Source organism: Pseudomonas sp. 2,4-D (assembly GCF_030418155.1).
Lineage (GTDB): Bacteria > Pseudomonadota > Gammaproteobacteria > Pseudomonadales > Pseudomonadaceae > Aquipseudomonas > Aquipseudomonas alloputida.
In genome coordinates this window covers 1-22,712 of sequence record NZ_JAUHUI010000062.1, presented here as the reverse complement: position 1 = coordinate 22,712, position 22,712 = coordinate 1, and the positions used below count along the sequence as shown (strand labels likewise).

The 22,712-nt window shown below is 61.6% G+C and carries 24 protein-coding genes, 1 other RNA gene and 1 pseudogene; 9 read left to right on the top strand and 17 right to left on the bottom strand.

The window, feature by feature from the left end; genetic code table 11:
- Positions 1–170 precede the first annotated feature (170 nt).
- The 4 genes from ligA (at position 171) to QYE47_RS26080 (ending at position 4,658) form a co-directional block, all read left to right on the top strand.
- The gene (ligA, locus tag QYE47_RS26095) at positions 171–2,501 is read left to right on the top strand and encodes an NAD-dependent DNA ligase LigA (protein WP_014590212.1); all 2,331 of its coding nucleotides are present in this window, start codon (positions 171–173) and stop codon (positions 2,499–2,501) included.
- Between the two features lie 227 nt (positions 2,502–2,728).
- An RNA gene (ffs, locus tag QYE47_RS26090) (signal recognition particle sRNA small type) lies at positions 2,729–2,825 on the top strand.
- Positions 2,826–2,980: 155 nt separating this feature from the next.
- Positions 2,981–3,373 (top strand): GNAT family N-acetyltransferase, encoded by a 393-nt coding sequence (locus tag QYE47_RS26085; RefSeq protein ID WP_019438871.1) that lies wholly within the window; start codon positions 2,981–2,983, stop codon positions 3,371–3,373.
- A gap of 94 nt (positions 3,374–3,467) precedes the next feature.
- Positions 3,468–4,658, top strand: coding sequence for an MFS transporter (locus QYE47_RS26080; RefSeq protein ID WP_014590214.1), 1,191 nt, complete (start codon positions 3,468–3,470; stop codon positions 4,656–4,658).
- Here the strand turns inward: QYE47_RS26080 and QYE47_RS26075 are convergent.
- Positions 4,605–5,048, bottom strand: a complete 444-nt coding sequence (locus QYE47_RS26075) for a helix-turn-helix domain-containing protein (protein ID WP_081343578.1) — start codon at positions 5,046–5,048, stop codon at positions 4,605–4,607. The genes QYE47_RS26080 and QYE47_RS26075 overlap by 54 nt on opposite strands.
- Positions 5,049–5,131: 83 nt before the next feature.
- On the opposite strand from QYE47_RS26075, the gene QYE47_RS26070 reads away from it, so the two are divergent.
- Entirely contained in the window at positions 5,132–5,620 is a 489-nt protein-coding gene (locus tag QYE47_RS26070) for a DUF2938 domain-containing protein (protein ID WP_070383594.1), read from the top strand.
- Between the two features lie 242 nt (positions 5,621–5,862).
- Here the strand turns inward: QYE47_RS26070 and QYE47_RS26065 are convergent, their stop codons facing one another.
- The 3 genes and pseudogenes from QYE47_RS26065 to QYE47_RS26060 all read right to left on the bottom strand — a co-directional run.
- Positions 5,863–6,363, bottom strand: a complete 501-nt coding sequence (locus QYE47_RS26065) for a GNAT family N-acetyltransferase (RefSeq protein ID WP_080557775.1) — start codon at positions 6,361–6,363, stop codon at positions 5,863–5,865.
- Positions 6,364–6,398: 35 nt separating this feature from the next.
- Positions 6,399–6,464, bottom strand: a complete 66-nt coding sequence (locus QYE47_RS27295; RefSeq protein WP_223279181.1) for a hypothetical protein — start codon at positions 6,462–6,464, stop codon at positions 6,399–6,401.
- Positions 6,465–6,480: 16 nt separating this feature from the next.
- Positions 6,481–6,675 (bottom strand): annotated as a pseudogene (locus QYE47_RS26060) (recombinase family protein); the annotation flags it as partial.
- A gap of 841 nt (positions 6,676–7,516) precedes the next feature.
- Between QYE47_RS26060 and QYE47_RS26055 the strand changes: the two are divergent.
- Complete coding sequence (locus QYE47_RS26055; RefSeq protein ID WP_012051686.1) at positions 7,517–7,792, top strand: hypothetical protein; 276 nt, start codon at positions 7,517–7,519, stop codon at positions 7,790–7,792.
- Positions 7,793–7,941: 149 nt separating this feature from the next.
- On the opposite strand, the gene QYE47_RS26050 is transcribed toward QYE47_RS26055, so the two are convergent.
- Positions 7,942–8,748: an ABC transporter substrate-binding protein gene (locus tag QYE47_RS26050; RefSeq protein ID WP_070383595.1), complete on the bottom strand. Its 807-nt coding sequence runs from the start codon at positions 8,746–8,748 to the stop codon at positions 7,942–7,944.
- 121 nt (positions 8,749–8,869) lie between these two features.
- Here QYE47_RS26050 and dnaX point away from each other — a divergent pair, with 121 nt between their 5' ends.
- Entirely contained in the window at positions 8,870–10,939 is a 2,070-nt protein-coding gene (gene dnaX / locus QYE47_RS26045) for a DNA polymerase III subunit gamma/tau (RefSeq protein ID WP_070383596.1), read from the top strand.
- Between the two features lie 63 nt (positions 10,940–11,002).
- Positions 11,003–11,338: a YbaB/EbfC family nucleoid-associated protein gene (locus QYE47_RS26040; RefSeq protein WP_003254305.1), complete on the top strand. Its 336-nt coding sequence runs from the start codon at positions 11,003–11,005 to the stop codon at positions 11,336–11,338.
- Here QYE47_RS26040 and QYE47_RS26035 read toward each other — a convergent pair.
- The gene (locus QYE47_RS26035) at positions 11,335–11,541 is read right to left on the bottom strand and encodes a hypothetical protein (protein ID WP_162470260.1); all 207 of its coding nucleotides are present in this window, start codon (positions 11,539–11,541) and stop codon (positions 11,335–11,337) included. The genes QYE47_RS26040 and QYE47_RS26035 overlap by 4 nt on opposite strands.
- Before the next feature lie 155 nt (positions 11,542–11,696).
- Between QYE47_RS26035 and recR the strand changes: the two genes are divergently transcribed.
- Positions 11,697–12,299, top strand: coding sequence for a recombination mediator RecR (gene recR, locus QYE47_RS26030; RefSeq protein WP_003254304.1), 603 nt, complete (start codon positions 11,697–11,699; stop codon positions 12,297–12,299).
- A 112-nt stretch (positions 12,300–12,411) separates the two neighbouring features.
- Here the strand turns inward: recR and QYE47_RS26025 are convergent, their stop codons facing one another.
- The 11 genes from QYE47_RS26025 to QYE47_RS25975 all read right to left on the bottom strand — a co-directional run.
- The gene (locus QYE47_RS26025; protein WP_009683910.1) at positions 12,412–12,960 is read right to left on the bottom strand and encodes an adenine phosphoribosyltransferase; all 549 of its coding nucleotides are present in this window, start codon (positions 12,958–12,960) and stop codon (positions 12,412–12,414) included.
- Positions 12,961–13,015: 55 nt separating this feature from the next.
- Positions 13,016–13,750 carry a Crp/Fnr family transcriptional regulator FnrA gene (fnrA, locus tag QYE47_RS26020; RefSeq protein WP_003254301.1) on the bottom strand — a complete coding sequence of 245 codons (735 nt, stop codon included), beginning with the start codon at positions 13,748–13,750 and terminating at the stop codon, positions 13,016–13,018.
- 186 nt (positions 13,751–13,936) lie between these two features.
- A complete protein-coding gene (hemN, locus tag QYE47_RS26015) occupies positions 13,937–15,319 on the bottom strand; it encodes an oxygen-independent coproporphyrinogen III oxidase (protein WP_014590219.1) in 1,383 nt (460 codons plus the stop codon).
- A gap of 105 nt (positions 15,320–15,424) precedes the next feature.
- Positions 15,425–16,108 carry a sulfite exporter TauE/SafE family protein gene (locus QYE47_RS26010; protein WP_014590220.1) on the bottom strand — a complete coding sequence of 228 codons (684 nt, stop codon included), beginning with the start codon at positions 16,106–16,108 and terminating at the stop codon, positions 15,425–15,427.
- Positions 16,101–16,316, bottom strand: coding sequence for a cbb3-type cytochrome oxidase assembly protein CcoS (gene ccoS / locus QYE47_RS26005; protein WP_010955011.1), 216 nt, complete (start codon positions 16,314–16,316; stop codon positions 16,101–16,103). The genes QYE47_RS26010 and ccoS overlap by 8 nt, the downstream gene beginning before the upstream one ends.
- Complete coding sequence (locus QYE47_RS26000; RefSeq protein WP_014590221.1) at positions 16,295–18,769, bottom strand: heavy metal translocating P-type ATPase; 2,475 nt, start codon at positions 18,767–18,769, stop codon at positions 16,295–16,297. The genes ccoS and QYE47_RS26000 overlap by 22 nt, the downstream gene beginning before the upstream one ends.
- A gap of 136 nt (positions 18,770–18,905) precedes the next feature.
- Complete coding sequence (locus tag QYE47_RS25995; RefSeq protein ID WP_070383597.1) at positions 18,906–19,436, bottom strand: FixH family protein; 531 nt, start codon at positions 19,434–19,436, stop codon at positions 18,906–18,908.
- 15 nt (positions 19,437–19,451) lie between these two features.
- Positions 19,452–20,867 (bottom strand): cytochrome c oxidase accessory protein CcoG, encoded by a 1,416-nt coding sequence (ccoG, locus tag QYE47_RS25990; protein WP_026031965.1) that lies wholly within the window; start codon positions 20,865–20,867, stop codon positions 19,452–19,454.
- A 296-nt stretch (positions 20,868–21,163) separates the two neighbouring features.
- Positions 21,164–22,141: a cytochrome-c oxidase, cbb3-type subunit III gene (gene ccoP / locus QYE47_RS25985; RefSeq protein WP_014590224.1), complete on the bottom strand. Its 978-nt coding sequence runs from the start codon at positions 22,139–22,141 to the stop codon at positions 21,164–21,166.
- The gene (locus QYE47_RS25980) at positions 22,138–22,329 is read right to left on the bottom strand and encodes a CcoQ/FixQ family Cbb3-type cytochrome c oxidase assembly chaperone (RefSeq protein WP_003254287.1); all 192 of its coding nucleotides are present in this window, start codon (positions 22,327–22,329) and stop codon (positions 22,138–22,140) included. Before QYE47_RS25980 ends, ccoP begins: the two co-directional genes overlap by 4 nt.
- A 5-nt stretch (positions 22,330–22,334) precedes the next feature.
- Positions 22,335–22,712 (bottom strand): cbb3-type cytochrome c oxidase subunit II (locus QYE47_RS25975; protein ID WP_301159600.1); only part of this gene is annotated, 378 nt, incomplete at its 5' end.

Sequence of the window (22,712 nt, the reverse complement as noted above, 5' to 3'; positions counted from 1 at the left end):
GGCCTGTTCGCGGTTAAACCCGCTCCTACAGGTACATCACAGCCCTGGAAGCATGTGATGCCCTTGTAGGAGCGGGTTTACCCGCGAAGAGGCCGGCACAGTCAATAGACACCTGGAACCCCACGCACACCCCAAGCTGCTCTTTTGCTTTGCAAGAGAAGACAAATCCCATGACCGCCGAAACCCGTATCCTCGAACTGCGTGCCGAGCTCGATCAGCACAATTATCGCTACTACGTGCTCGACGAGCCCAGCGTGCCCGATGCCGAATACGACCGCCTGTTCAACGAGCTCAAGGCGCTGGAAGCCGAACACCCGCACCTGGTAACCCCTGACTCGCCCACCCAGCGTGTGGGTGGAGCTGCCATGGCGGCGTTCAGCCAGGTGCGCCACGAAGTGCCGATGCTCAGCCTGGGCAACGCCTTCGAAGAAGCCGACCTGCGTGAGTTCGGCCGTCGCGTGGTAGAAGGCCTCGATCAGCCTGGCGCGGTCGACTACAGCTGCGAACCCAAGCTCGATGGTCTGGCCGTGAGCCTGCTGTACCGCGACGGCCAGCTGGTGCAGGGCGCCACCCGTGGCGACGGCACCACTGGCGAAGACATCAGTGCCAACGTACGCACCGTGCGCAACATCCCGCTCAAGTTGCAGGGTAAGGGCTGGCCGGCAGTGCTGGAGGTGCGCGGCGAGGTGTACATGAGCAAGGCCGGTTTCGACCGGCTCAATGCCGCCCAGGCCGAGGCCGGTGGCAAGACCTTCGCCAACCCGCGCAACGCTGCCGCTGGCAGCCTGCGCCAGCTGGATTCGAAAATTACCGCCAGCCGCCCGCTGGAGTTCTGCTGCTATGGCGTCGGCCAGCTGTCCGAAAGCATCGGCGACAGCCACATCGGCATCCTTGAACAACTCAAGGCCTGGGGGCTGCCGATCAGCCGCGAGCTCAAGCATGCGGCGGGCATCGAAGAATGCCTGGCCTACTACCGTGACATTGGCGAGCGGCGTAACAGCCTGCCGTATGAGATCGACGGGGTAGTGTTCAAGGTCAACAGCCTGGCCGCCCAGCGCGAACTGGGCTTTCGCGCCCGAGAGCCGCGCTGGGCGATTGCCCACAAGTTCCCGGCCATGGAAGAGCTGACCGAGGTGCTGGACGTTGAGTTCCAGGTTGGCCGTACGGGTGCCGTAACGCCTGTGGCTCGACTGAAGCCGGTCAAGGTGGCCGGTGTGACCGTGTCCAACGCCACCTTGCACAACATGGACGAAATCGCCCGCCTGGGCCTGCGCATCGGCGACACGGTGATCATTCGCAGGGCCGGCGACGTGATCCCGCAGGTGATGCAGGTGGTGCTGGAGCGTCGTCCGCAAGACGCCCGCCCGGTAGAAGTGCCAAGCGAGTGCCCGGTGTGTGGTTCGCAGGTCGAGCGCACCCAACTGGTCAAACGCAGCAAAGGCAAGGAAACCACCAGCGAAGGGGCGGTGTACCGCTGCGTCGGCCGCCTGGCCTGTGGCGCGCAGCTCAAGCAGGCGATCATTCATTATGTGTCGCGCCGTGCCATGGACATCGACGGCCTGGGTGAAAAGAGCGTCGAGCAGTTGGTGGACGAGGGCCTGATCGGCTCGCCGGCTGATTTGTACAAGCTGCAGTTCGAGCAGGTCGTCGGCCTTGAAGGCTTTGCCGAGGTGTCGACCCAGAAGCTGCTGGATGCCATCGAAGCCAGCAAGCGCCCGAGCCTGGCGCGCTTCATCTACGCGCTGGGCATCCCGGATGTCGGCGAGGAGACTGCCAAGGTGCTGGCCCGCTCGTTGGGCAGCCTGGCGCGCGTGCAGCAGGCATTGCCGCAGGTGCTGACCTATTTGCCGGACATCGGTCTCGAAGTGGCCTACGAGATCCACAATTTCTTTGAAGACGAGCACAACCAGAAGGTTATCCAGCAGCTGCTCGACAGCGGTATGCAGTTGCAGGACGAAGGCGAGCTGGCTGCCGAATTTGCCGCCAGCACCACCTTGGCCGGGATGATCGCCAAGCTCGACATTGCCTCCGTCGGCCCGACCGGTGCCGAGAAGTTGGTGTCCAAGCTCGACAGCCTGGACAAGATCATCGCCGCCGACGGCATTGACCTGCGCCAGGCCCTGGCGGCCAAGCAGGCCGACGCAGTGCGTGAGTTCTTCAAGGATGAAGCCAACCAGAAACTGGCTCGGGACATCGAAGCGCAGCTGCTGGCGTTCGGCATGCACTGGAGCAGCGAGAAGAAGGTGGCCGAAGGCTTGCCGCTGGCCGGCCAGACTTGGGTGCTGACCGGTACGCTGGAGCGCATGAGCCGCGACATTGCCAAGGACAAGCTGGAAAGCCTGGGGGCCAAGGTTGCCGGTTCCGTTTCCGGCAAGACCCACTGTGTGGTGGCAGGGCCGGGGGCAGGTTCCAAGCTGGCCAAGGCTGCTGAGCTGGGTGTGAAGGTACTGGACGAAGATGCCTTCGTCACATTCCTGGCCGAACAGGGCATAGCGGTCTAGGCATCCGTGCCCCCCCCTGTGGGGGGCAACTGTCTTGCTCAAAACTCGAAGAGCCTGCGCGGTCGCCCGTAGGAGCGGGTTTACCCGCGAAGAGGCCCGTCCAGGCCGTCTCGACCCTGACAAGTCATTGAGAAATGATGACTTTTTCTGCCGCAGTGGTTGTATCTGCTCCAAAGACCGGTACAATGGCGCCACTCGCTGCTCAGCGAGGCATGTAGTGGTGGCCCCATCGGTCCCCCCGCATTGATTACCCGTTAACCTGGTCAGGCCCGGAAGGGAGCAGCCATAGCGGGAACATCGAGTGCCGGGGTGTGGCTGGTGGGGCCGCCTCCATTTCTGTAAATCCTTGAACGCTCAAGGATCCCTCGCTCAAAAAATACCTTAGTCAATGTGCCAAAGCGCATGACGTGTCGACGTTCCAACTTCTGCTCTGCGAGAATGCCAGAAGGCCATACCGCCTCCAGAACGGACGCTGTGCCATGGACAGCCTTCCTATCCTCGAAACCTCGCGCCTGATACTCACGCCGCTGCAGCTGGGTGACGCACCCGCTATTCAGCAACTCATCGGCAGCATCAGCCTCTATGATCAGCCGGGTAACAACCGGGGCTTCTGGCTTGCCACTGAATGGCAGAGAAACGGCTACATCCGCGAGGCCTGTGTGGTCATCAACGAGTACTGGTTCGAGACGCTTGGGCGCTGCGTCATGCAGGTGCCCAAGGCAGCGAGCAATGACAGATCGCGCAGTGTTTCCGTACATGAAGGCATGCGCCTGGTCGGGACTGAAGCGGGGCATTTCGTCTGTGGCGCTGTGCTCAAAGAGATCTGGGAGTTGAGCCGCGATGAGTGGCGTCAAAGGGCGGCGGTCGTTTAGGTACTGAAGTGACGATCTAAACGTCAGCAAATGCATGCCTTCGCCAGTGCCTTGCCATGATAGAAAGCAGTCCCTTTCAGCAAGGACTGCTTACATGAAGTCTTCTGCATCCCCGCCACGGTTTCAGCAGTTTACCGTGTTCTGCATTGCCTGTTTCCTACTGTCCATCAGCTACGGCACGACGTTTTTGCTCTCGATGTGGGTGCAGATGCTGGGTGGAACTGCGAGCGATGCTGGGCAGGTATTTGCAGTCGCGATGCTGAGTACGCTGCTGTCTGTGGTGAGCTCGGGGCATCTGTTGCAGCGCGTTGGTGCTGCTCGCGCTATCGCTACCGGGGCGTTCTGCCTGGTCGTGGCGTCAGTAGGTTTTGCCGTCGTGCCCGGTCTGGGCGGCGCGTTGTTGGCGTGTGGCTTGATGCTCGGAGTCGGCTGGGGGCTCTTCTACACGGTAGGGCCGATCATGGTTGCTCAAATGGTCGAGCCATCACGCCGCACGCATTGTTTTGCATTGCTCTCCGGCAGCATGTTGACTGGCATAGGTACTGGGCCGTTACTGGGCAAGTTCGCGGCCTTTGTGGGTCTGCCTACCCAGCTCGCTTTTTGGGTGGCGGCGTGTGCTGCAGGGTTGGCGGGGGCGTACTTTGCTTGGCTCGGTTCGACTTCGCGGGGGCAGCGACCGACTGAGAAGGTGCAGATTGGTTTGGCGTCCGCACTCAAAGTGATGCGTTCGCGATCAGGCTTGTCGATCCTGATGGTGGGGCTGGGTGGGGCGATTTTCGGCACCATGGGCAGTTTCCAGACCAGCTATGCCGAGCGCCTTGGGCTTGATTACTCGATCTTCTTCATTGGCTTCATGGGTGCTGCGATTGCCTGCAGGCTCTTGCTGGCCGGCTGGGTTGTGAAGCAACCGCCGCTTGCGACCTCGTGGGTTCTAACCTTGATCATGGCCACCGCCGTACTGGGGTTTGATCAATGGGTGCACAGCGCCGAGCGCTATCTGGCGATGGCCATGCTGCTGGGCGTTGGTTATGGCTTGAACTACTCCGTGATTAACGGGTTGGCTGCCAACGAGGCGCCGGTGGGCCTTACCGCGCAAGCGCTGCTGCTGTTCAGCCTGTCGTATTTCATTGGTGTGTTCGGGTTCCCCTACGTAGCCAGCCAATTGATCACGCAGCTAGGCATCAACGCGATGATGTTAAGCATTGAAGGCGTTACGCTGTTGGTTGTAGGGCTAAGTACGGCGAGATGGCTGGCTTCGCGTTTTTCCAGGCCCGCGCTGGTGTAGGTGCGTTTCCCCCAACGCCCCTGCGGCTGACAGCTTCATCAAGCGCTGAAATTTCGGGCAGGCCAGGTGATCGTCCTCCGGGCACTGTGCTGCATGCCGCAGCCCCTTGCTCATTGCTTGCAAGCGCTTGATACGTGCATCGATTTCGTCTGCTTTGGCTATCAGCATTTGCCGATCAACCTGTAGGTCCACCAGCATTACCCCCACTTCATCCAGCGTAAACCCCGCAGCCTGCCCCAAGGCGATCAGCGCCAACCGGTCTGCCACATCGGCTGAAAATTGCCGACGCTGGCCGTGCCCGGCGAGTGACTTGAGCAAGCCTTTCTTCTCGTAATAACGCAGTGTCGAAGCGGGTACGCCTGTGCGTTTGGCGACGTCGGCAATGTCCATTTCGGGCCCTTGACTTGAAGTTGACTTCAACTTCTATGCTGCGCGGCATGGGTAATGACCGTCAATCATCGAGGGCTTGTTCAATGACGTTTACTGCGATGTTTTTAGCTGCATTGCCGATTGGCATCGGTGCCACTGTAGTTATGGACCTGTGGGGGCTGCTGCTGAGGCGGCTGGGTGTTGCCACACTGAACTTCGCCATGGTCGGGCGTTGGGCGGGGCATCTGCTGGGCGGGCGAGTGTTGCACCAAGCGATTGCCAAAGCGGAACCGGTGCGAAATGAGTTGGCGTGGGGATGGGTGATTCATTATGCCATCGGTGTGCTTTTCGCGATGCTGCTGGTTGTGATCGTCGGGGAGGGCTGGTTGCGATCGCCTACTCTTTTACCTGCAGTCGTTGTGGGTGTGGGTACAGTTGTGGCGCCGTTGTGCTGCATGCAGCCAGCGATGGGGGCAGGGTTCTTTGCGTCCAGGACGCCGACACCTGCGCGGAACTGCCTGAAGAGTCTGGCCACGCATTTTGTGTTTGGTGTGGGGTTGTTCTTGAGTGCGGTTTTGCTGGCTTCGGTGTGAGGGCGGGGAGTTCGGTCAGAGGCTGCGTACAGTCAATATTCCTGCAAATAGGCCTAGTGGGCACGAAGCTGCAAAATGCGATATTTGCGAAGATGAATCCCAATAATTGTGGCGACCGGTCTTGGGCGCCAAGCGTGAATTATGCCTGTGACGTTACCGTTTCGCTGATACGGGATTCTCCCTGGCGAACGGACGATATTCTCTATGAGACGGAGTCCAAATCATGTGATCTGAATCCGGGGTTAAAGCACCAGAACCAAAGGGTCTTGTTCCCTCCTTTCAGATTTGAATCCTGCTCGTTTATAAAATGGATAACTCCTGTCACTTGGCCATACAACTAACAGCTCGCACTTATCTACGATTGCCTGGTCCTTGACAAAGCGCAGCAATTGCTCACCGACCCCATTATTCCGATAGGCAGGTCTTACGTAGACATTCGTGACATATCCCCAGTAACCATTGATTTCGCATGGAGAAGGTATTTTGCTCACTAAAATCAGAGAAGCAACACCTATCAACTCTGCATCTTTTTCAGCGACGTAGTTTATTAAATTTCCCGTAGCTTCTAATTCTTCCTCTCTTTTCAGGAATTGCTCTGTAAATCGGGCCTTATCTACAGGTGGCTCAGTTTCCTCATCATCGCTGCATAAAGCCCAGCGTAGTTCGGCGAGTGCCGATAATTCGGCAGTGGTAGATTTTCGTATATTGACTTTATTACAGTCGAGGGAGTTGTCTGCTTTCATGTCTATACCTTGCTTTATTTATGATTCTGCAGTGTTTAGTCCTGGTGCGCTGCTTTTAATTTGAGAATGGTTTGTCGGGTAGTGCTGAATTCACGAGCCACAGCACTAACCGTGATCCCCGTGAGAAGTCGTTCTAAGTAGCAGATCCTTCTCAAGCTCAGCGACCGTCGAGATCACCTGCATGGTCATTTTTCCCGCCGGACTGGTCAGATTTACGCCGCCCTGCGCCACGCAGTGAGCTCTGATACCAGACGCGGTCAGTTGTTCCACTGTTTTCCTGACATCCATAGCATTTCGTACAAGACGATCCAAGTCGTGTGCAGAGTCGGGATAATGGCCTGGAACCTGTCGGAATTTTAGTTGGAGGACAAATCCCAGACGCCCCGTATCGGTAATCCCCGGTACCAGGGAAAGCTTGTCAGTAAGCAAACGCCACTCGTCCCTGTCATCAAAAGCCTTCTCCTGTGACAACATCCCAACTCCCTGAATCTTCAATGTGTAATCGCTATGGTAACCATCCACAGCTGAGTGATTTTTACTCAGATCCAGTTCAAAAAGTCGGCTTTTGCATTTTGCGGCTTCGCTCCCACCAGGCAATAAGCATTACCCCTGGAGAAACTGCGCCGAAGTAGAACAGGAGCACGCCCGTCCATGGTGAAAATTATCGGAGCTTGCGCAATTCCCCCATCGAGTATCTCGTCTTCACTCTGCATGTGTCCATTGAACGCTTGAGTGGTACAGCGCATTTTCGATTCCTTTTGTTAGATGAATGAAGGCTCAGGTCAAGTTGACTAGGGGCATGATAAATGCGACGAACTTGGCAGTCGCGGGCTCGGCGTGTTTTTAGAACGATCTGACATGAGCCTGAGAAAATTCCTACCGATCAGATGAGTGCGGCGAATTATCCTACGATCTCCGTCGTCTCACGTCTGATTGTTCCGGTCAACCTCGCCCACTAGGCTTTCGCGGTCGCTGTCAGTTCAGCGATCGGGTGTGGAAGCCTGGGTGGTTTGGCGGCTGTCGATATGACGGTTGTGCGTGGGAGGCCTTCGGGCCTGCCGGGTTTGCCATACCCCTGGTCTTCCACCCCGCGTACAACTGTCACCCTAAGTGTGGAAGCGAAAGGGTGCTCTCAGCCCGGTATGGTGAACTCATGAAAAAACTGGTCCCCGATCCGCCCCACGTCTTCGATCTTCCCCAAGGCAAATCCCTTTCCCGCGCAATCAGCGAAGGCATCGTCCCGATGGAGTTCGCGTTGATGAATGTTTCCCACTACCTGATGTTCGCCTACAGCGATAGCCGCCGGGCGCTTGAGCGTATTCAGGACGAAGAAACCAGGCAGTTATTGGAGCATGGTTTGCGGGCCATGCAGATTGCCTGGGGGCAGGCGGATGCTGTCAGCTTGGCGTTTGAGCGTAAAGGCCGCTGATGTTGAGTTTGTGAGTGTGCCGCACACGCTGTGGGAGCGGGCATGCCCGCGAAGAATATAACGCGGTGGATGGCACCGGCTATGCCGGTGTTCGCGGGCAAGCCCGCTCCCACAGTGTTTGCGCAAGCGTTCGCGAAATGAGCAGGGCGTTAGTTGCGCTGGCTGTGTGCCGGCATTTTGCTGGGTATTTCGGGCCGGGCCACAGACCTACTGTCCGGATCGCTCGTCCCTCCATACCGCTGCAAAATCCGCTCGATCTCCCCCGACTGCTTCATTCTTACCAACGCCCGCAACAACCCTTGTGTCGGTATCGCCGGATCGTTGCGCACCATGCACCCCAAATCCTGTTCGTCCAGCACTGCCAGCGCTTGCAATTGCTGCTCCGCTGGCAACCCTTGGTTGAACCACTGCAACGACAACTGGTTGCTCACCGCATGGCGATACCGGCCTGCCTGCAGCTTTTGCAGCACCAGCAACTGATTGCGGCTGTCCTCACGGTGCAGCTGGCCGTGGTCCAGCAGTGGTTGCAGGGTTGAATAGGTGTAGCCCAGCACCGTGCCGATCGCCTGGGGTGGCAGTTGCTCCGGGGGTATCGGTGTGCTGTCGTCGGCGCGGCCAACCAGTACGTCGCGCTGATGAATCAGCGGGATACTCCACACAAAATCCCTTGGGCGGTCGTTGAGCCACTGGGTACTGACGTAGCAACGCACATCAATGTCGCCGCTGCTCATGGCCTCCTCCAGACGCAGGCGGGCCATGACGTGGAACTCGGGGCGAGCGCCCACTTGCCTGGCAACGGCTTGCATCAGGTCGTACAGCAATCCCTCCACTGGCTGATCGCCTTCGATGCGTACCAGGGGCATGCTCCAGCTCTCGGTTACGGAGAAGCGCAGCACCGGCTGGTCAGCCAGGCTGTTTGTAGACCACAGCAGTAACAGGGCCAGCAGTCTTCGCAAAGGCAATCCTCTCTGGACAATGCGCCATTCCAAGCTTAGACGAGTTGCGCAGGGTGCAATTTTGCCCCCGCTCCGCTAGCATTAGCGATCTTCCGCTCGATCAGGCTACGATGGTTTTTCGATGAGTTATCAGGTTCTTGCACGAAAATGGCGTCCGCGCTCGTTCCGCGAAATGGTCGGCCAGACCCATGTGCTCAAGGCCTTGATCAATGCCTTGGACAACCAGCGCCTGCACCATGCATACCTGTTCACCGGTACCCGCGGGGTGGGCAAGACGACCATCGCCCGTATTATCGCCAAGTGCCTGAACTGTGAAACCGGCATCACCTCCACGCCCTGTGGCACCTGTTCGGTGTGCCGGGAAATCGACGAAGGCCGTTTCGTCGACCTGATCGAGATCGACGCCGCCAGCCGTACCAAGGTCGAGGACACCCGCGAACTGCTCGATAACGTGCAGTACGCCCCTAGCCGTGGGCGCTTCAAGGTCTACCTGATCGACGAAGTGCACATGCTCTCGACCCACTCGTTCAACGCCTTGCTCAAGACGCTGGAAGAGCCGCCGCCCTACGTCAAGTTCATCCTCGCCACCACCGACCCGCAGAAGCTGCCGGCCACCATCCTGTCGCGCTGCCTGCAGTTCTCGTTGAAGAACATGAGCCCGGAGCGGGTGGTGGAGCACCTCAGCCACGTACTGGCCGCCGAGAACGTGCCGTTCGAGGAAGATGCCCTGTGGCTGCTGGGGCGTGCGGCCGACGGCTCCATGCGTGATGCCATGAGCCTGACCGACCAGGCCATCGCCTTCGGTGAAGGCAAGGTACTGGCCGCCGATGTACGTGCCATGTTGGGTAGCCTCGACCATGGCCAGGTGTATGGGGTCTTGCAGGCACTGCTCGAAGGCGATGCCAGGGCTTTGCTGGAGGCCGTGCGTAACCTGGCCGAGCAAGGGCCGGACTGGTCGGGCGTTCTGGCCGAAATGCTCAATGTGCTGCACCGTGTAGCCATTGCCCAGGCGCTGCCCGAAGCGGTAGACAACGGCCAGGGTGATCGCGAGCGGGTATTGGCGCTGGCTTCGGCGCTGCCGGCCGAGGATGTGCAGTTCTATTATCAGATGGGCCTGATTGGCCGCCGTGACCTGCCCCTCGCACCGGACCCGCGCGGTGGCTTCGAGATGGTGCTGCTGCGTATGCTGGCGTTCCGCCCGGCAGACACGGACGACGCACCGAAGCCGGTGCTAAAGCCAACGGGGATCAGCCAGGCCACAGCTGATCCTGCAGGGCAGGTGGCAGCCGCGGCGCCGGTCGCGCTTTCATCGCCTGTCGCGGCTGTGCCGGCGCAGCCTGTTGCGCAAGCCCCGCAGCTGGAGGTGCCTGCACCCGCGACGGCTGATCATGAGCCGGAGGCCGAGGCAGATGTTGAGCTGAAGGCCGAAGCCGAGGCCATCTCCGTGCCTGAGCCGGTCGCCGAAGTGGTCGACCTGCCGTGGGAAGAGCCTGCCGTTGCACCCGCGCCGTTAGCGGCTGAACCTGCGCCTGAACCGGCACCTGCGCCCGAGCCTGTTGCCCCGGTGGCGCCCACACAGGCCGCCCCGGCACACGACGAGCCGCCTTTCGACCCGTCTGCCTACGCTGCCGTGGGGATGGAGCGCGACGATGAGCCGCCGCTTGACGAAGACTATTACGGCGGCGAGAGCGATCCGGCAGGTTTCAGCTACCTGGACGAATTGGCCGAACATGTTCAGGAAGACAAACCGGCTGCCGAACCGTTGCCGGCAGCCAAACCGGCCACCGGCCTGGCCTTGCAATGGCTGGAATTATTCCCACAGTTGCCTGTGTCCGGGATGACAGGCAACATCGCGGCAAACTGTACGCTGATTGCCGCCGATGGCGACGACTGGTTGCTGCACCTGGACCCGGGCCAGGGGGCGCTGTTCAACGCCACCCAGCAGCGGCGCCTGAACGAAGCGCTCAACCAGCACTTGGGGCGCACGCTGAACCTGCGCATCGAGCTGATCCTGCCCGAGCAGGAAACCCCGGCTCAGGCGGCAGCACGCAAGCGAGCCGAGCGCCAGCAGGACGCCGTCGCGTCGATCAAGCAGGATCCGTTGATCCAGCAGATGATCAAGTTGTTCGGCGCCAAGGTGCGGCAGGATACTATTGAGCCTGTAGAAGCCCTGGTCAGTCAGGGCCAGTAACCGATAACCATGCGGCCGGCCCGGTGCCGGGCCGCATCACATGACCCAATCGAGGTATACCCCATGATGAAAGGTGGCATGGCCGGCCTGATGAAGCAGGCCCAGCAGATGCAGGAAAAAATGCAGAAGATGCAGGAAGAACTGGCCAACGCCGAAGTCACCGGTCAGTCCGGTGGCGGGCTGGTGAGTGTGGTGATGACCGGTCGTCATGACGTCAAGCGCGTCAGCATCGACCAGAGCCTGATGTCGACTGACGAAGATGACAAGGAAGTACTGGAAGACCTCATTGCCGCTGCGCTGAACGACGCCGTGCGCAAGGTTGAGCAAAGCAGCCAGGAAAAGATGGGCGGCATGACCGCCGGCATGCAGCTGCCGCCAGGCTTCAAGATGCCGTTCTAAGGCATTGAGGTACTAAAAAACGCCGCTGATATCAGCGGCGTTTTTTTTGCGTAGATTTCAACCCAGACGCGGTCTGCTTTTTTATGTCGGGACAACTGTTTTGCTCGAACTTTGAAATTTTGCACGATCACTGTGGGAACGGGCATGCCCGCGAACACGGGCGAAGCCCGTGCCATCCACTGTGCAGCCTGCTTCGCGGGCATGCCCGCTCCCACAGTGGTCACACTAGCTTTCCAGTTTTGTGCAAGGCAGTTGCTCTCATAAAACTGCAGGCCGCGTAGACTTGGGGTGACCTGATTTGACGCCACCGCCCCCGCTGGGTATAAACCGCCTCTTATTGAATTGTCAGGCCTTTCCCATGAGCTTCAGCCCTCTCATCCGCCAACTGATCGACGGCCTGCGCATCTTGCCAGGCGTTGGCCAGAAAACCGCCCAGCGCATGGCCCTGCAACTGCTCGAGCGCGACCGCAGTGGCGGGCTGCGCCTGGCTCAGGCCTTGACCCAGGCCATGGAAGGGGTAGGGCATTGCCGCCAGTGTCGCACCCTCACCGAGCAGGAACTGTGCCCGCAGTGCGCCGACCCGCGCCGTGACGACACCCAGCTGTGCGTAGTCGAGGGGCCGACCGATGTGTATGCGGTGGAGCAGACGGGCTACCGTGGCCGTTACTTCGTGCTCAAGGGGCACCTGTCGCCGCTGGATGGCCTGGGGCCTGAGGCGATCGGTATTCCGCAGCTGATGGCGCGGATCGAAGAGCAGGGCACCTTTACCGAGGTGATCCTGGCGACCAACCCGACAGTGGAGGGGGAGGCGACGGCGCATTACATTGCCCAGTTGCTGAGCGAGAAAGGCTTGGTGGCGTCTCGCATTGCCCATGGTGTGCCACTGGGCGGCGAGCTGGAGATGGTGGACGGCGGTACCCTGGCCCATGCCTTTGCAGGGCGCCGGCCCATTTCGCTCTGATTCATTGGGGCCGCTTGGCGGCCCATTCGCGGGTAAACCCTACAAAAAATGCGCGGCCTTTGTAGGAGCGGGTTTACCCGCGAATGGGCTGCAAAGCAGCCCCAAAGCCCACTCAGTACTCGCTGAGGGAAAACTCGGTCAGGCAGAAGGTAGGCACCCCCGCCGCTTGCAATCGACGCGACCCGTCCAGTTCCGGCAGGTCGATGATCGCTGCCGCCTCGAACACCTGCGCCCCGGTACGACGCACCAGGTTGGCCGCCGCCAGCAGCGTACCGCCAGTGGCAATCAGGTCATCGAAGATCAGCACCGAGTCGCCTTCACACAGGCTGTCGGCATGCACTTCCAGGAAGGCTTCGCCGTACTCGGTCTGGTAACCCTCGCTCAACACGTCAGCCGGCAGCTTGCCCTGCTTGCGGAACAGGATCAGCGGCTTGTTCAGCTGGTGGGCGATGATCGAGCCGATCAGGAAGCCCCGCGCGTCCATGGCGCCGATGTGGCTGAATTCCGCCTCGACATAGCGCTCGATGAACTGGTCAGCCACATAGCGCAGCCCGCGTGGCGACTGGAATAACGGGGTAATGTCGCGGAAGATCACACCCGGTTTGGGGAAGTCCACTACCGGGCGGATCAGGGCTTTGAGGTCGAAGGCGTCGCTGTGCATTGTTGCGGGTATCCTGGGAAAACGAATGCCCAAGTATACCCGCTAAAGACCAACCTCAGGCCTCGATTGCGCCACCGGCAAGCGCGCACAGCTGTATCGGATCGAGGATGTGCACTTCCTTGCCCTCGGCGCGCAGCAGGCCGTTCTGCTGGAAGCGGGTGAACACCCGCGACACGGTTTCTACCGCCAGGCCAAGGTAATTGCCGATTTCGTTGCGCGACATGCTCAGGCGGAACTGATTGGCCGAATAGCCGCGGGCGCGGAAGCGCGCCGACAGGTTGACCAGGAAGGTGGCAATGCGCTCGTCGGCGGTCTTTTTCGACAGCAGCAGCATCATTTGCTGGTCGTCGCGGATTTCGCGGCTCATTACCCGCATCAGCTGGCGACGTAGCTGCGGCAGTTGCACCGACAGCTCGTCCAGCCGCTCGAAGGGGATTTCACACACCGAAGTGGTTTCCTGAGCCTGGGCCGATACCGGGTAGGCCTCGGTATCCATGCCCGACAGGCCGACCAGTTCGCTGGGCAGGTGGAAGCCCGTGATCTGCTCTTCGCCGCTGTCGCTGAGGCTGAAGGTTTTCAGGGCCCCGGACCGTACTGCGTAGACCGAGCCAAAACTGTCACCCTGGCGGAACAGGAACTCGCCTTTCTTGAGCGGCCGCCCGCGTTTGACGATTTCATCCAGCGCGTCCATGTCTTCCAGGTTCAGCGAAAGAGGCAGGCACAGGGGGGCCAGGCTGCAATCCTTGCAATGGGCCTGGTTGTGTGGGCGCAGTTTGACTGGCTCGGACATTTGAATCGATCCTTGTGGGAAAGCACACATAAGTCGTAAGGGTAACTCACGACACAGGGTGTAGGCCAGTGTGCGCGGTGATGGTGCGCGCTGGCGAAACCCCGGCAGGAGGCCTGCCGGGAGTCCATGTGTGCTCATAGTGTGCCTGACAAGGAAGCTTGTCCATGCGGTTGAACGCCTTGTTTTTCAGATCACTCGCGAGAAGCGCTGGCGGTTGTGCATCGCCAGATAGGCGTCGAACACCATGCATACCGAGCGCGCCAGCAGCCGGCCGGCGGGTAGGATGCGAATGCCCTTGTCGTCCAGGCTGATCAGGCCGTCGCGCTGCAAGGTCAGCAGCTCGGGCCAGAGGTCGTTGAAGTAACCGCGAAAATCCAGGGTGAAAGCCTGTTCGATGGGTTCGAAATCCAGCTCGAAATGGCAGATCAGTTGCTGGATCACCGCCCGGCGTATGCGATCGTCGTGGTTGCACAGCAAGCCGCGCTGGGTGGCCAGCTGGGCGTTGGACAGGCTGTCCTGGTAGGTGTTGAGGTCACTGCTGTTCTGGCAGTACAGGTCGCCGATCTGGCTGATCGCCGACACGCCCAGGCCAATCAGGTCGCAGTGCCCGTGGGTGGTATAGCCCTGGAAGTTGCGCTGCAAGGTGCCTTCTTCCTGGGCAATGGCCAGTTCGTCGTCGGGCAGGGCGAAGTGGTCCATGCCGATGTAGCGGTAACCGGCGGCGGTCAGTTGGTCGATGGTGGCGTGCAGCATCTCCAGCTTGGCGGCGGCGCTGGGCAGGTCGTTGCTGTCGATGCGCCGTTGCGGCATGAAGCGCTCGGGAAGGTGGGCATAGTTGAACACCGACAGGCGGTCGGGCTGCAGGCGGATCACTTCTTCCACGGTGCGGGCAAAGCCTTCCGGGGTTTGCTTGGGCAGGCCGTAGATCAGGTCGAGGTTGACCGAGCGAAACTGCAGCGTGCGCGCAGCCTCGATCAGGGTGCGGGTCTGTTCCAGGCTCTGCAGGCGGTTGATCGCGCGCTGCACGGCCGGGTCGAGGTCCTGTACACCCAGGCTGACGCGGTTGAAGCCCAGTTCGCGAAGCAGGCCCATGGTCGACCAGTCGGCTTCGCGAGGATCGATCTCGATGCCGTAGTCGCCGGAATCGTCGTCCAGCAGGTGGAAGTGCTGGCGCAGGGTAGCCATCAGTTGGCGCAGTTCCACATGGCTGAGGAAGGTCGGCGTGCCGCCGCCAAAATGCAACTGTTCAACACGCTGTTTAGGGGCCAGGTGGCAGGCGACCAGCTGGATTTCCTGCTCCAGGCGCTGCAGGTAGGGCGCAGCGCGGGCGCGGTCTTTGGTGATGACCTTGTTGCAGGCGCAGTAGTAGCAGATGTTGGCGCAGAACGGCACATGCACGTACAGCGACAGCGGGCGCACGGCCCGTCGGCTCTCGCGCAGGGCGTTGAGCAGGTCGAACGAACCCACCTCGCTGTGCAGCTGCACGGCGGTTGGGTATGAGGTGTAGCGTGGCCCGGCGAGATCGTAGCGGCGGATCAGGTCGGTATCCCAACGGAGGTCGTCGAGCATGAGGGTAGTCCCCGGAAAGAGCAGCAGTGCACCGGAGTCTATGGCCGTCTGTAGGAAACTGTGTTGATTTGTATCAAGGGCATTGGGGCTGCTTTGCAGCCCTCGTCAATGCCCCATCAGCCAGTGCTGGTGTGGGCCCGGCAGGGTCCAGACACCGAATAGCATCACCAGCACACCGCCCGCCACGCGCACGCTGCGTCGCCGCAACAGGGCGTTTACCCGTTCGGCAGCCAGCCCGGTTGCCAGCAACACCGGCCAGGTGCCCACCCCGAACGCCAGCATCAACGCGGCGCTGTAGCCGGCATTGCCCTGGCTGGCCGCCCACAACAGGGTGCTGTATACCAGCCCGCAGGGCAGCCAGCCCCAAAGGGCGCCCAGCAGCAATGCCCGAGGGAGGCTGGACACTGGCAGCAATCGCGACGCCACCGGCTGGATATGCCGCCACAGCCCGCGGCCCAGTGCCTCGATACGGGTCAGCCCGCTCCACCAGCCGGCCAGGTACAGGCCCATGGCAATCAGCAGCAGCGCCGCAACCACCCGCAGCGCCAGCGCTGCCGGGCTGCTGGCCACGGCCCAGCCGGCCAGGCCCAGCAACAGGCCGGCGCACGCATAGCTGAAAATGCGCCCCAGGTTGTACGCCAGCAACAGGCGCAGGCGCTTGCCGCGTTGTTCGGGGGGGATGGCCAAGGTCAGTGCGCCCATCAGGCCGCCGCACATGCCCAGGCAGTGACCGCCCCCTAGCAGGCCAAGGACCAGTGCCGAGCCCAGCAGCGCAAGCAGGTCAGGCACGGGGTGGTGGTTCCTTGTCGGTGTCGGCTGCGGCATCGTCAGGTTTCACTGCCGCCTGGTGGCGCGGGTCCTGATCGTCGAACAGGATGCTGTGGGCGGGGCCTTCAAGGTCGTCATACTGACCGCTGTCTACCGCCCAGAAGAAGATGTACACGGCCACGCCGACCAGCAACAGGGCTGCCGGGATCATGACATAGAGGGCGGGCATGGCGACTTCCTCCCGGGTAAAGGGGCTTCGTGGGGCAGCGGGCCCGAGGCCACGGGCATCCGGGTCAGGCGCAGGGCATTGAGCACCACGATCAGCGAGCTGACCGACATGCCGATGGCGGCCCACACCGGCGTGATCCAGCCGAGCGCGGCGAACGGCAACATCAGGCCATTATACAGGGTCGCCCACAGCAGGTTCTCGAGGATGTTGCGGCGGGTGCGGCGGGCCAGCTCGAACGCCTGCACCAGCGCTTGCAGGCGGTTGGACAGCAAGACGGCGTCGGCACTGGTCTTGGCCAGGTCGGTGGCGCTGCCCATGGCGATGCTGATATCGGCGGCGGCCAGTACCGGTACATCGTTGACCCCGTCGCCGAGCATCAGCACCTTGCGCCCGTCAGCCTGCAGGGCTTTCAGGCGGTCCAGTTTGTCATCCGGGCGCAGGCCGCCAATGGCCTGGTCGATACCCAGCTGCGCGGCCACTTCGGCAACCATCGGTGAGCTGTCGCCCGACAACAGCAGGGTGTGCCAGCCGCGCGCCTTGCAGGCAGCGAGCAGGGCCGGGGCATCGTCGCGCAGGCGGTCATCCAGGCCGAACCAGGCCAGTGGCCCTTGGCGGTCGCCCAGCAGCAGCCACTGGCCGCGCGGCTCGGGTACAGCGGGGATTTCCGCACCACTCAAGGCGCAGACGAAGGTAGCCTGACCAATGCGCAGGCGCTGGCCGTCGACCACCCCCTCCAGGCCCAGGCCGGGTACGCTCTGTACGTCATCGGCAGGTGTGGCGGTACGACCAAACGCGCGAGCGATGGGGTGTTCAGAGCGGTTTTCCAGCGCCGCGGCCAGGGCCAGGCAGCGGTCGGCGGCCTGGCTGCCGAGCGGGCGGATGCTGCGCAAGGTCAGGCGGCCCTCGGTCAGTGTGCCGGTCTTGTCGAAGATCACCGTGTCGATCTGGTTCAGGCCTTCCAGCACATGGCCGCGGGTCACCAGCAGGCCAAGCTTGTGCAGGGTTCCGGTAGCGGCGGTCAGTGCGGTTGGCGTAGCCAAAGACAGGGCACAAGGGCAGGTGGCCACGAGCATGGCCAGCACGATCCAGAACGCCCGTGTCGGGTCCAGGTGCCACCACCACAGGCCGATGGCAACGGCGGCCAGCAGCGAGAACAGCAGGAACCACTGCGAGGCCCGATCGGCGATTTCCGCCAGGCGCGGTTTTTCGGTCTGGGCGCGTTCCAGCAAGCGGACAATGGCCGACAAGCGTGAGTCATGGCCGAGGGCTTGCACTTCCACATTCAGCGCGCTTTCAACGTTCAGCGTACCGCCAGTGACCCGCTCACCCACCCGACGAGGTTGTGGCAGATACTCGCCGGTCAGCAGCGATTCGTCGACACTGGAGCGGCCCTCGACGATGCGCCCGTCGGCAGGGATGACCGCACCGGGCAGCACCTGCACGGTGTCGCCGCACTTTAACTCGCTGAGCAGGATGCGTTCGCTGCGCCCGATGGCGTCCAGGCGCAGGCATGAGGCTGGCAGCAGGTTGACCAGTTGCGCAGTGGCCGCCGCTGTGCGCTCGCGGGCGCGGCGCTCCAGGTAGCGGCCGGTCAGCAGGAACAGGGCGAACATGCCCACCGTGTCGAAATAAAGCTCGCCGCTGCCAGTGATGGCTGTCCAGATGCCGGCGCCGAACGCCAGGCCAATGGCCAGCGACACCGAAACGTCCATGGTCAGGTGGCGCGTTCGCAGGTCGCGCGCCGCGCCCTTGAAGAAGGGCGCGCAGCTGTAGAACACGATGGGAATGGTCAGGAACAGCGCCACCCAGCGCAGGATGGTGTGTAACTCGGGTGTCAGGTCGATGTTGAATTCGGGCCAAGTGGCCATGGTCGCCATCATCGCCTGGAACCACAGCAGCCCGGCCACGCCCAGGCGGCGTAGGGCGCTGCGGTTTTCCCGGGCCAATTGCTCGGCGGCCTGGTCAGGCTGGTAGGGGTGGGCGGCGTAGCCGATCTGGCGAAGTTCGGCGAGCAGGCGCGACAGCGGCAGCTGCTTGTCGTCCCAGTTCAGTGCCAGGCGGTGGTTGGACAGGTTCAGGCGAGCTTCGGCGACACCGGGCAGGTTGCGCAGGTGCTTTTCGATCAGCCAGCCGCAGGCGGCGCAGCTGATGCCCTCGACAAGCAAGGTGGTTTCGGCCAGCTCACCCTGGTGGCGGACGAAGGTTTGCTGCACGTCGCTGCGGTCGTACAGGGCCAGTTCGTCTTGCAGTTGCTTGGGCAGGGCTTCGGGGTTGGCGCTGTTGTCGCTGCGGTGCTGGTAGTAATGTTCCAGGCCTCCAGCGACGATCGACTCGGCCACTGCCTGACAGCCGGGGCAGCAGAACTGCCGCGGTTGGCCGAGGACCACGGCGGTGAAGCGGCTGCCGGCCGGGACGGGCAGGGCGCAGTGGTAGCAGGGGGTCGGTTGGGTCATAGGGCAGACACTGCTCAGGCAGATAGGAAACCCTGTGGGAGCGGGCGCGCCCGCGAATGCGTCAGACCTGGAAATACCTTTGCCTGAGCTATCGCATTCGCGGGCGTGCCCGCTCCCACAGGGATTAGCGGTGTTGCTACTGTTGGTGTTCGGCGCCTTGCAGGGCTTCGTCACCCAGCTGCAAGGTCACACCATGCGCCACTTTTTCCTCTTCGAACAGGCGCCACACCTGGGCCCCTTCGCTACCCAGCAGTTCGACAAAACGGCGTCCGTCGACCTTGTCTTCCAGCTGCCCCACATAGCGCCCTGCTTCGACCCGGCTCAGCAGCACCTTGCGGTCCTTCTCTGGCTGGGTTGGCGAAATCAGGTTCAGCTCCAGGCTTTGCGGGTTGCTGTTACCGGTCAGGCGCAGGTCCACTTCGCCGGTCAGTTCGTCCAGATGCACGCTGGCTTTCAGGCCCAGCTGCTGCGCCAGCAGCTCGCGGTCCAGCGAGCGGTTGATGCCCTTGCCGGCCTCGTAGTAGTTGTCGTTCACCAGGTTGTCCGGGTTGTGCACAGCGATGCTGACCATGGTCAGGCTCAGGCACACCGAGGTGGTGAGGATGCCGATGATGATCCAGGGCCAGAGGTGCTTGTACCAGGGGCTGGCGGCGGTGGCGGCAGGCATTGTGCGTTATCTCTCTTAGCGGATCTGTGGGCCGATGAAACGGCTCTTGGCTTCAACCTGGGCGTCGCTGTCGTCGGCGCTCTTGAGGATGAAGGTGATTTCGTTGGTGGTCGACGGCAGCTTCTCGGGGGCAACCGACAGCTGCACGGGAAGGCTGACGATGTCACCGGCGGCCACGCGGATCTCGCGCTGGCCTTCGAGCTTGAGGTCCGGCAGGCCGGCGGCGTCCAGCACGTAGAGGTGATCGCGCTGATCCTTGTTCATTACCTTCAGGCTGTACACGTTCTCGATTCGGCCCTGGGCGTTTTCGCGGTACAACACGCGGTCTTTGCTGACGTCGAAACCGACCAGCGAACGGGTGGCGAAGGCCGTTGCCAGTCCTATCATCATCACCAGCAGTACCACGGCATAGCCGATCAGACGCGGGCGCAGCATGTGGGTCTTCTGCCCGGACAGGTTGTGCTCGGTGGTGTAGCTGATCAGCCCTTTGGGGTAGTTCATCTTGTCCATGATGCTGTCGCAGGCATCGATACAGGCGGCGCAGCCGATGCACTCGATCTGCAGGCCGTCACGGATGTCGATGCCGGTAGGGCAGACCTGCACGCACATGGTGCAGTCGATGCAGTCGCCCAGGCCTTGGGCCTTGTAGTCGGTATCTTTCTTGCGCGGGCCGCGGGTTTCGCCACGGCGTGGGTCGTAGGACACGATCAGCGTGTCCTTGTCGAACATCACGCTCTGGAAGCGGGCATAGGGGCACATGTACACACACACCTGTTCGCGCAACCAGCCGGCGTTGCCGTAGGTGGCGAGGGTGAAGAAACCGACCCAGAAGTAAGCCCAGCCATCGGCCTGGCCAGTGAAGAATTCGATCGCCAGTTCACGGATCGGCGAGAAGTAGCCGACAAAGGTCATGCCGGTGACAAAGCCGATCAGCAGCCACAGGCTGTGCTTGGCGAATTTGCGCAGGAACTTGTTGCCGCTCATGGGGGCTTTGTCGAGCTTCATGCGCTGGTTGCGGTCACCCTCGGTGACCTTTTCGCACCACATGAAAATCCAGGTCCACACGCTTTGCGGGCAGGTGTAGCCGCACCACACCCGGCCGGCGAACACAGTGATGAAGAACAGGCCGAAGGCGGCGACGATGAGAATCCCCGAGAGCAGGATGAAGTCTTGCGGCCAGATGGTGGCGCCGAAGATGTAGAACTTGCGCTCGGGCAAGTTCCACCACACGGCCTGGTGACCACCCCAGTTCAGCCACACGGTGCCGAAGTACAGCAGGAACAGTGCGGCACCCCCGACCATGCGCAAGCGGCGGAACAGGCCGGTGAAGGCGCGGGTGTAGATCTTTTCCCGGGAAGCGTAGAGGTCGACGGAATCCTTCCCTTTGTTGGCAGGCGGGGTGACATCATGTACCGGAATTTGCTTGCTCATCATCAAGTCCCACGGCAGTGGAGAAACGCCGCGGCCTGTGCGTGCGGGCCGCAGTCTCGCGCAATCTGCTAGCGCTCTGCGGTCCATGATACGCCGCTGATGGCGGTAGGGGATCGCACTGCGACCTTTAGTCGCGTTGGGTTCGTGGTATGAAACGTGTTATGGCGGGTGTCAATTGATCCAGGTCACTTGCCTGCGAGAAATGCTGTGCCAGTACCGGCCTCTTCGCGGGTAAACCCGCTCCTACAAGGATCCTGTGTAGGAGCGGGTTTACCCGCGAAGAAGCCAGGCCTGCCTTACTCAGCCTTGGCTGGCTCAGCCTGGTGCGACAGGCTGTAGACGTAAGCCGCCAGCAAGTGCACCTTGTCGTTGCCCTGCAGTTGTTCCTGGGCTGGCATCTGCCCCTGGCGGCCATAACGAATGGTTTGCTGCAACTGGGCAAAGCTCGAGCCATAGATGAACGCCTGCGGGTGGGTCAGGTTCGGAGCGCCCATGGCGGGCGTACCTTTGCCTTCCGGCCCGTGGCAGGCCACGCAGTTGGCTGCGAAGATCTTCTGTCCGTTCTCCACATCGGCCTTCGCGCCCTCAGGCAGAGTGCGGCCATCGAGTTTGCTGACCACGAATGCAGCCACATCGGCCACGCCCTGGTCACCGATCACTTCGGCCCAGGCCGGCATCACGCCATGGCGACCGGCCATGATGGTGGTCTTGATGGTTTCCGGCTCGCCGCCCCAGCGCCAGTCATTGTCGGTGAGGTTAGGGAAGCCGAAGGCGCCCTTGGCGTCGGAACCGTGGCACACCGAGCAGTTGGAGGCGAACAGCCTCGCACCCATTTTCAATGCCTGTGGGTCCTTGGCCACTTCTTCGATCGGCATGGCCGCGAACTTGGCGAAGATCGGCCCGAAACGGGCGTCGGCCTTGGCCATTTCCTTTTCCCATTCATGCACGCCGGTCCAGCCCGGCTGGCCGTTGGAAAACTCGGTCTGCTTGTCGTTATCCAGGTACGAATAGCCCGGCAGGACGCCTTTCCAGTTGCCCAGGCCCGGGTACAGCACCAGGTAGCCGAGGGCGAAGATGATGGTGCCGACGAACAGCCAGAACCACCATTGCGGCAGCGGGTTGTCGTATTCCTCGATGCCATCGAAGGCATGCCCGACGGTTTCGTCGGTAACCTCTTCGCGCTGGCCCTTGCGGGTGGACAGCAGCAGCCAGGTCAACGAGAAGATGGTGCCCAGGGTCAGGACGGTAACGTACAGACTCCAGAAGGTTGTCATTGTTGTTTGCTCCCAGAAGCTTTTGCTTGCTCGACGTGCCGAGTGGCCTCGGGGTCATCCGCGAAGGGTAGTTGGGTCGCTTCGTCGAAGTCCTTTTTACGCCGTGGGTTGAACACCCACAGCGCCAGGCCCACGAACGCCACCATCACCACGACGGTGCCCAGGCCGCGAATCATCCCGATATCCATCAGCGTCACCGTTTGCTCTTGATGATGGTGCCAAGACCCTGCAGGTACGCGACGATGGCGTCCATTTCGGTCTTGCCCTTGACCGCGTCACGTGCGCCGGCAATGTCGGCGTCGGTGTACGGGGTGCCGAGTGTGCGCAGCACTTCCATCTTCTTCGCGGTGTCCTTGCCGTCGAGCTTGTTCTCGACCAGCCACGGGTAGGAAGGCATCTTCGACTCCGGTACCACGTTGCGCGGGTTGTACAGGTGCGCACGGTGCCAGTCATCGGAGTAGCGGCCGCCGACGCGGGCCAGGTCCGGCCCGGTACGCTTGGAGCCCCACAGGAACGGGTGGTCCCACACGCTTTCACCGGCTACCGAGTAGTGGCCGTAACGCTCGGTTTC

Coding starts and splice junctions, on each gene's coding strand:
- ligA (WP_014590212.1), top strand. CDS start 171: ATGACCGCCGAAACCCGTATCCTCGAACTGCGTGCCGAGCTCGATCAG.
- QYE47_RS26085 (WP_019438871.1), top strand. CDS start 2,981: ATGGACAGCCTTCCTATCCTCGAAACCTCGCGCCTGATACTCACGCCG.
- QYE47_RS26080 (WP_014590214.1), top strand. CDS start 3,468: ATGAAGTCTTCTGCATCCCCGCCACGGTTTCAGCAGTTTACCGTGTTC.
- QYE47_RS26075 (WP_081343578.1), bottom strand. CDS start 5,048: ATGGACATTGCCGACGTCGCCAAACGCACAGGCGTACCCGCTTCGACA.
- QYE47_RS26070 (WP_070383594.1), top strand. CDS start 5,132: ATGACGTTTACTGCGATGTTTTTAGCTGCATTGCCGATTGGCATCGGT.
- QYE47_RS26065 (WP_080557775.1), bottom strand. CDS start 6,363: ATGAAAGCAGACAACTCCCTCGACTGTAATAAAGTCAATATACGAAAA.
- QYE47_RS26055 (WP_012051686.1), top strand. CDS start 7,517: ATGAAAAAACTGGTCCCCGATCCGCCCCACGTCTTCGATCTTCCCCAA.
- dnaX (WP_070383596.1), top strand. CDS start 8,870: ATGAGTTATCAGGTTCTTGCACGAAAATGGCGTCCGCGCTCGTTCCGC.
- QYE47_RS26040 (WP_003254305.1), top strand. CDS start 11,003: ATGATGAAAGGTGGCATGGCCGGCCTGATGAAGCAGGCCCAGCAGATG.
- QYE47_RS26035 (WP_162470260.1), bottom strand. CDS start 11,541: ATGCCCGCGAAGCAGGCTGCACAGTGGATGGCACGGGCTTCGCCCGTG.
- recR (WP_003254304.1), top strand. CDS start 11,697: ATGAGCTTCAGCCCTCTCATCCGCCAACTGATCGACGGCCTGCGCATC.
- QYE47_RS26025 (WP_009683910.1), bottom strand. CDS start 12,960: ATGCACAGCGACGCCTTCGACCTCAAAGCCCTGATCCGCCCGGTAGTG.
- fnrA (WP_003254301.1), bottom strand. CDS start 13,750: ATGTCCGAGCCAGTCAAACTGCGCCCACACAACCAGGCCCATTGCAAG.
- hemN (WP_014590219.1), bottom strand. CDS start 15,319: ATGCTCGACGACCTCCGTTGGGATACCGACCTGATCCGCCGCTACGAT.
- ccoS (WP_010955011.1), bottom strand. CDS start 16,316: ATGCCCGCCCTCTATGTCATGATCCCGGCAGCCCTGTTGCTGGTCGGC.
- QYE47_RS26000 (WP_014590221.1), bottom strand. CDS start 18,769: ATGACCCAACCGACCCCCTGCTACCACTGCGCCCTGCCCGTCCCGGCC.
- QYE47_RS25995 (WP_070383597.1), bottom strand. CDS start 19,436: ATGCCTGCCGCCACCGCCGCCAGCCCCTGGTACAAGCACCTCTGGCCC.
- ccoG (WP_026031965.1), bottom strand. CDS start 20,867: ATGAGCAAGCAAATTCCGGTACATGATGTCACCCCGCCTGCCAACAAA.
- ccoP (WP_014590224.1), bottom strand. CDS start 22,141: ATGACAACCTTCTGGAGTCTGTACGTTACCGTCCTGACCCTGGGCACC.
- QYE47_RS25980 (WP_003254287.1), bottom strand. CDS start 22,329: ATGGATATCGGGATGATTCGCGGCCTGGGCACCGTCGTGGTGATGGTG.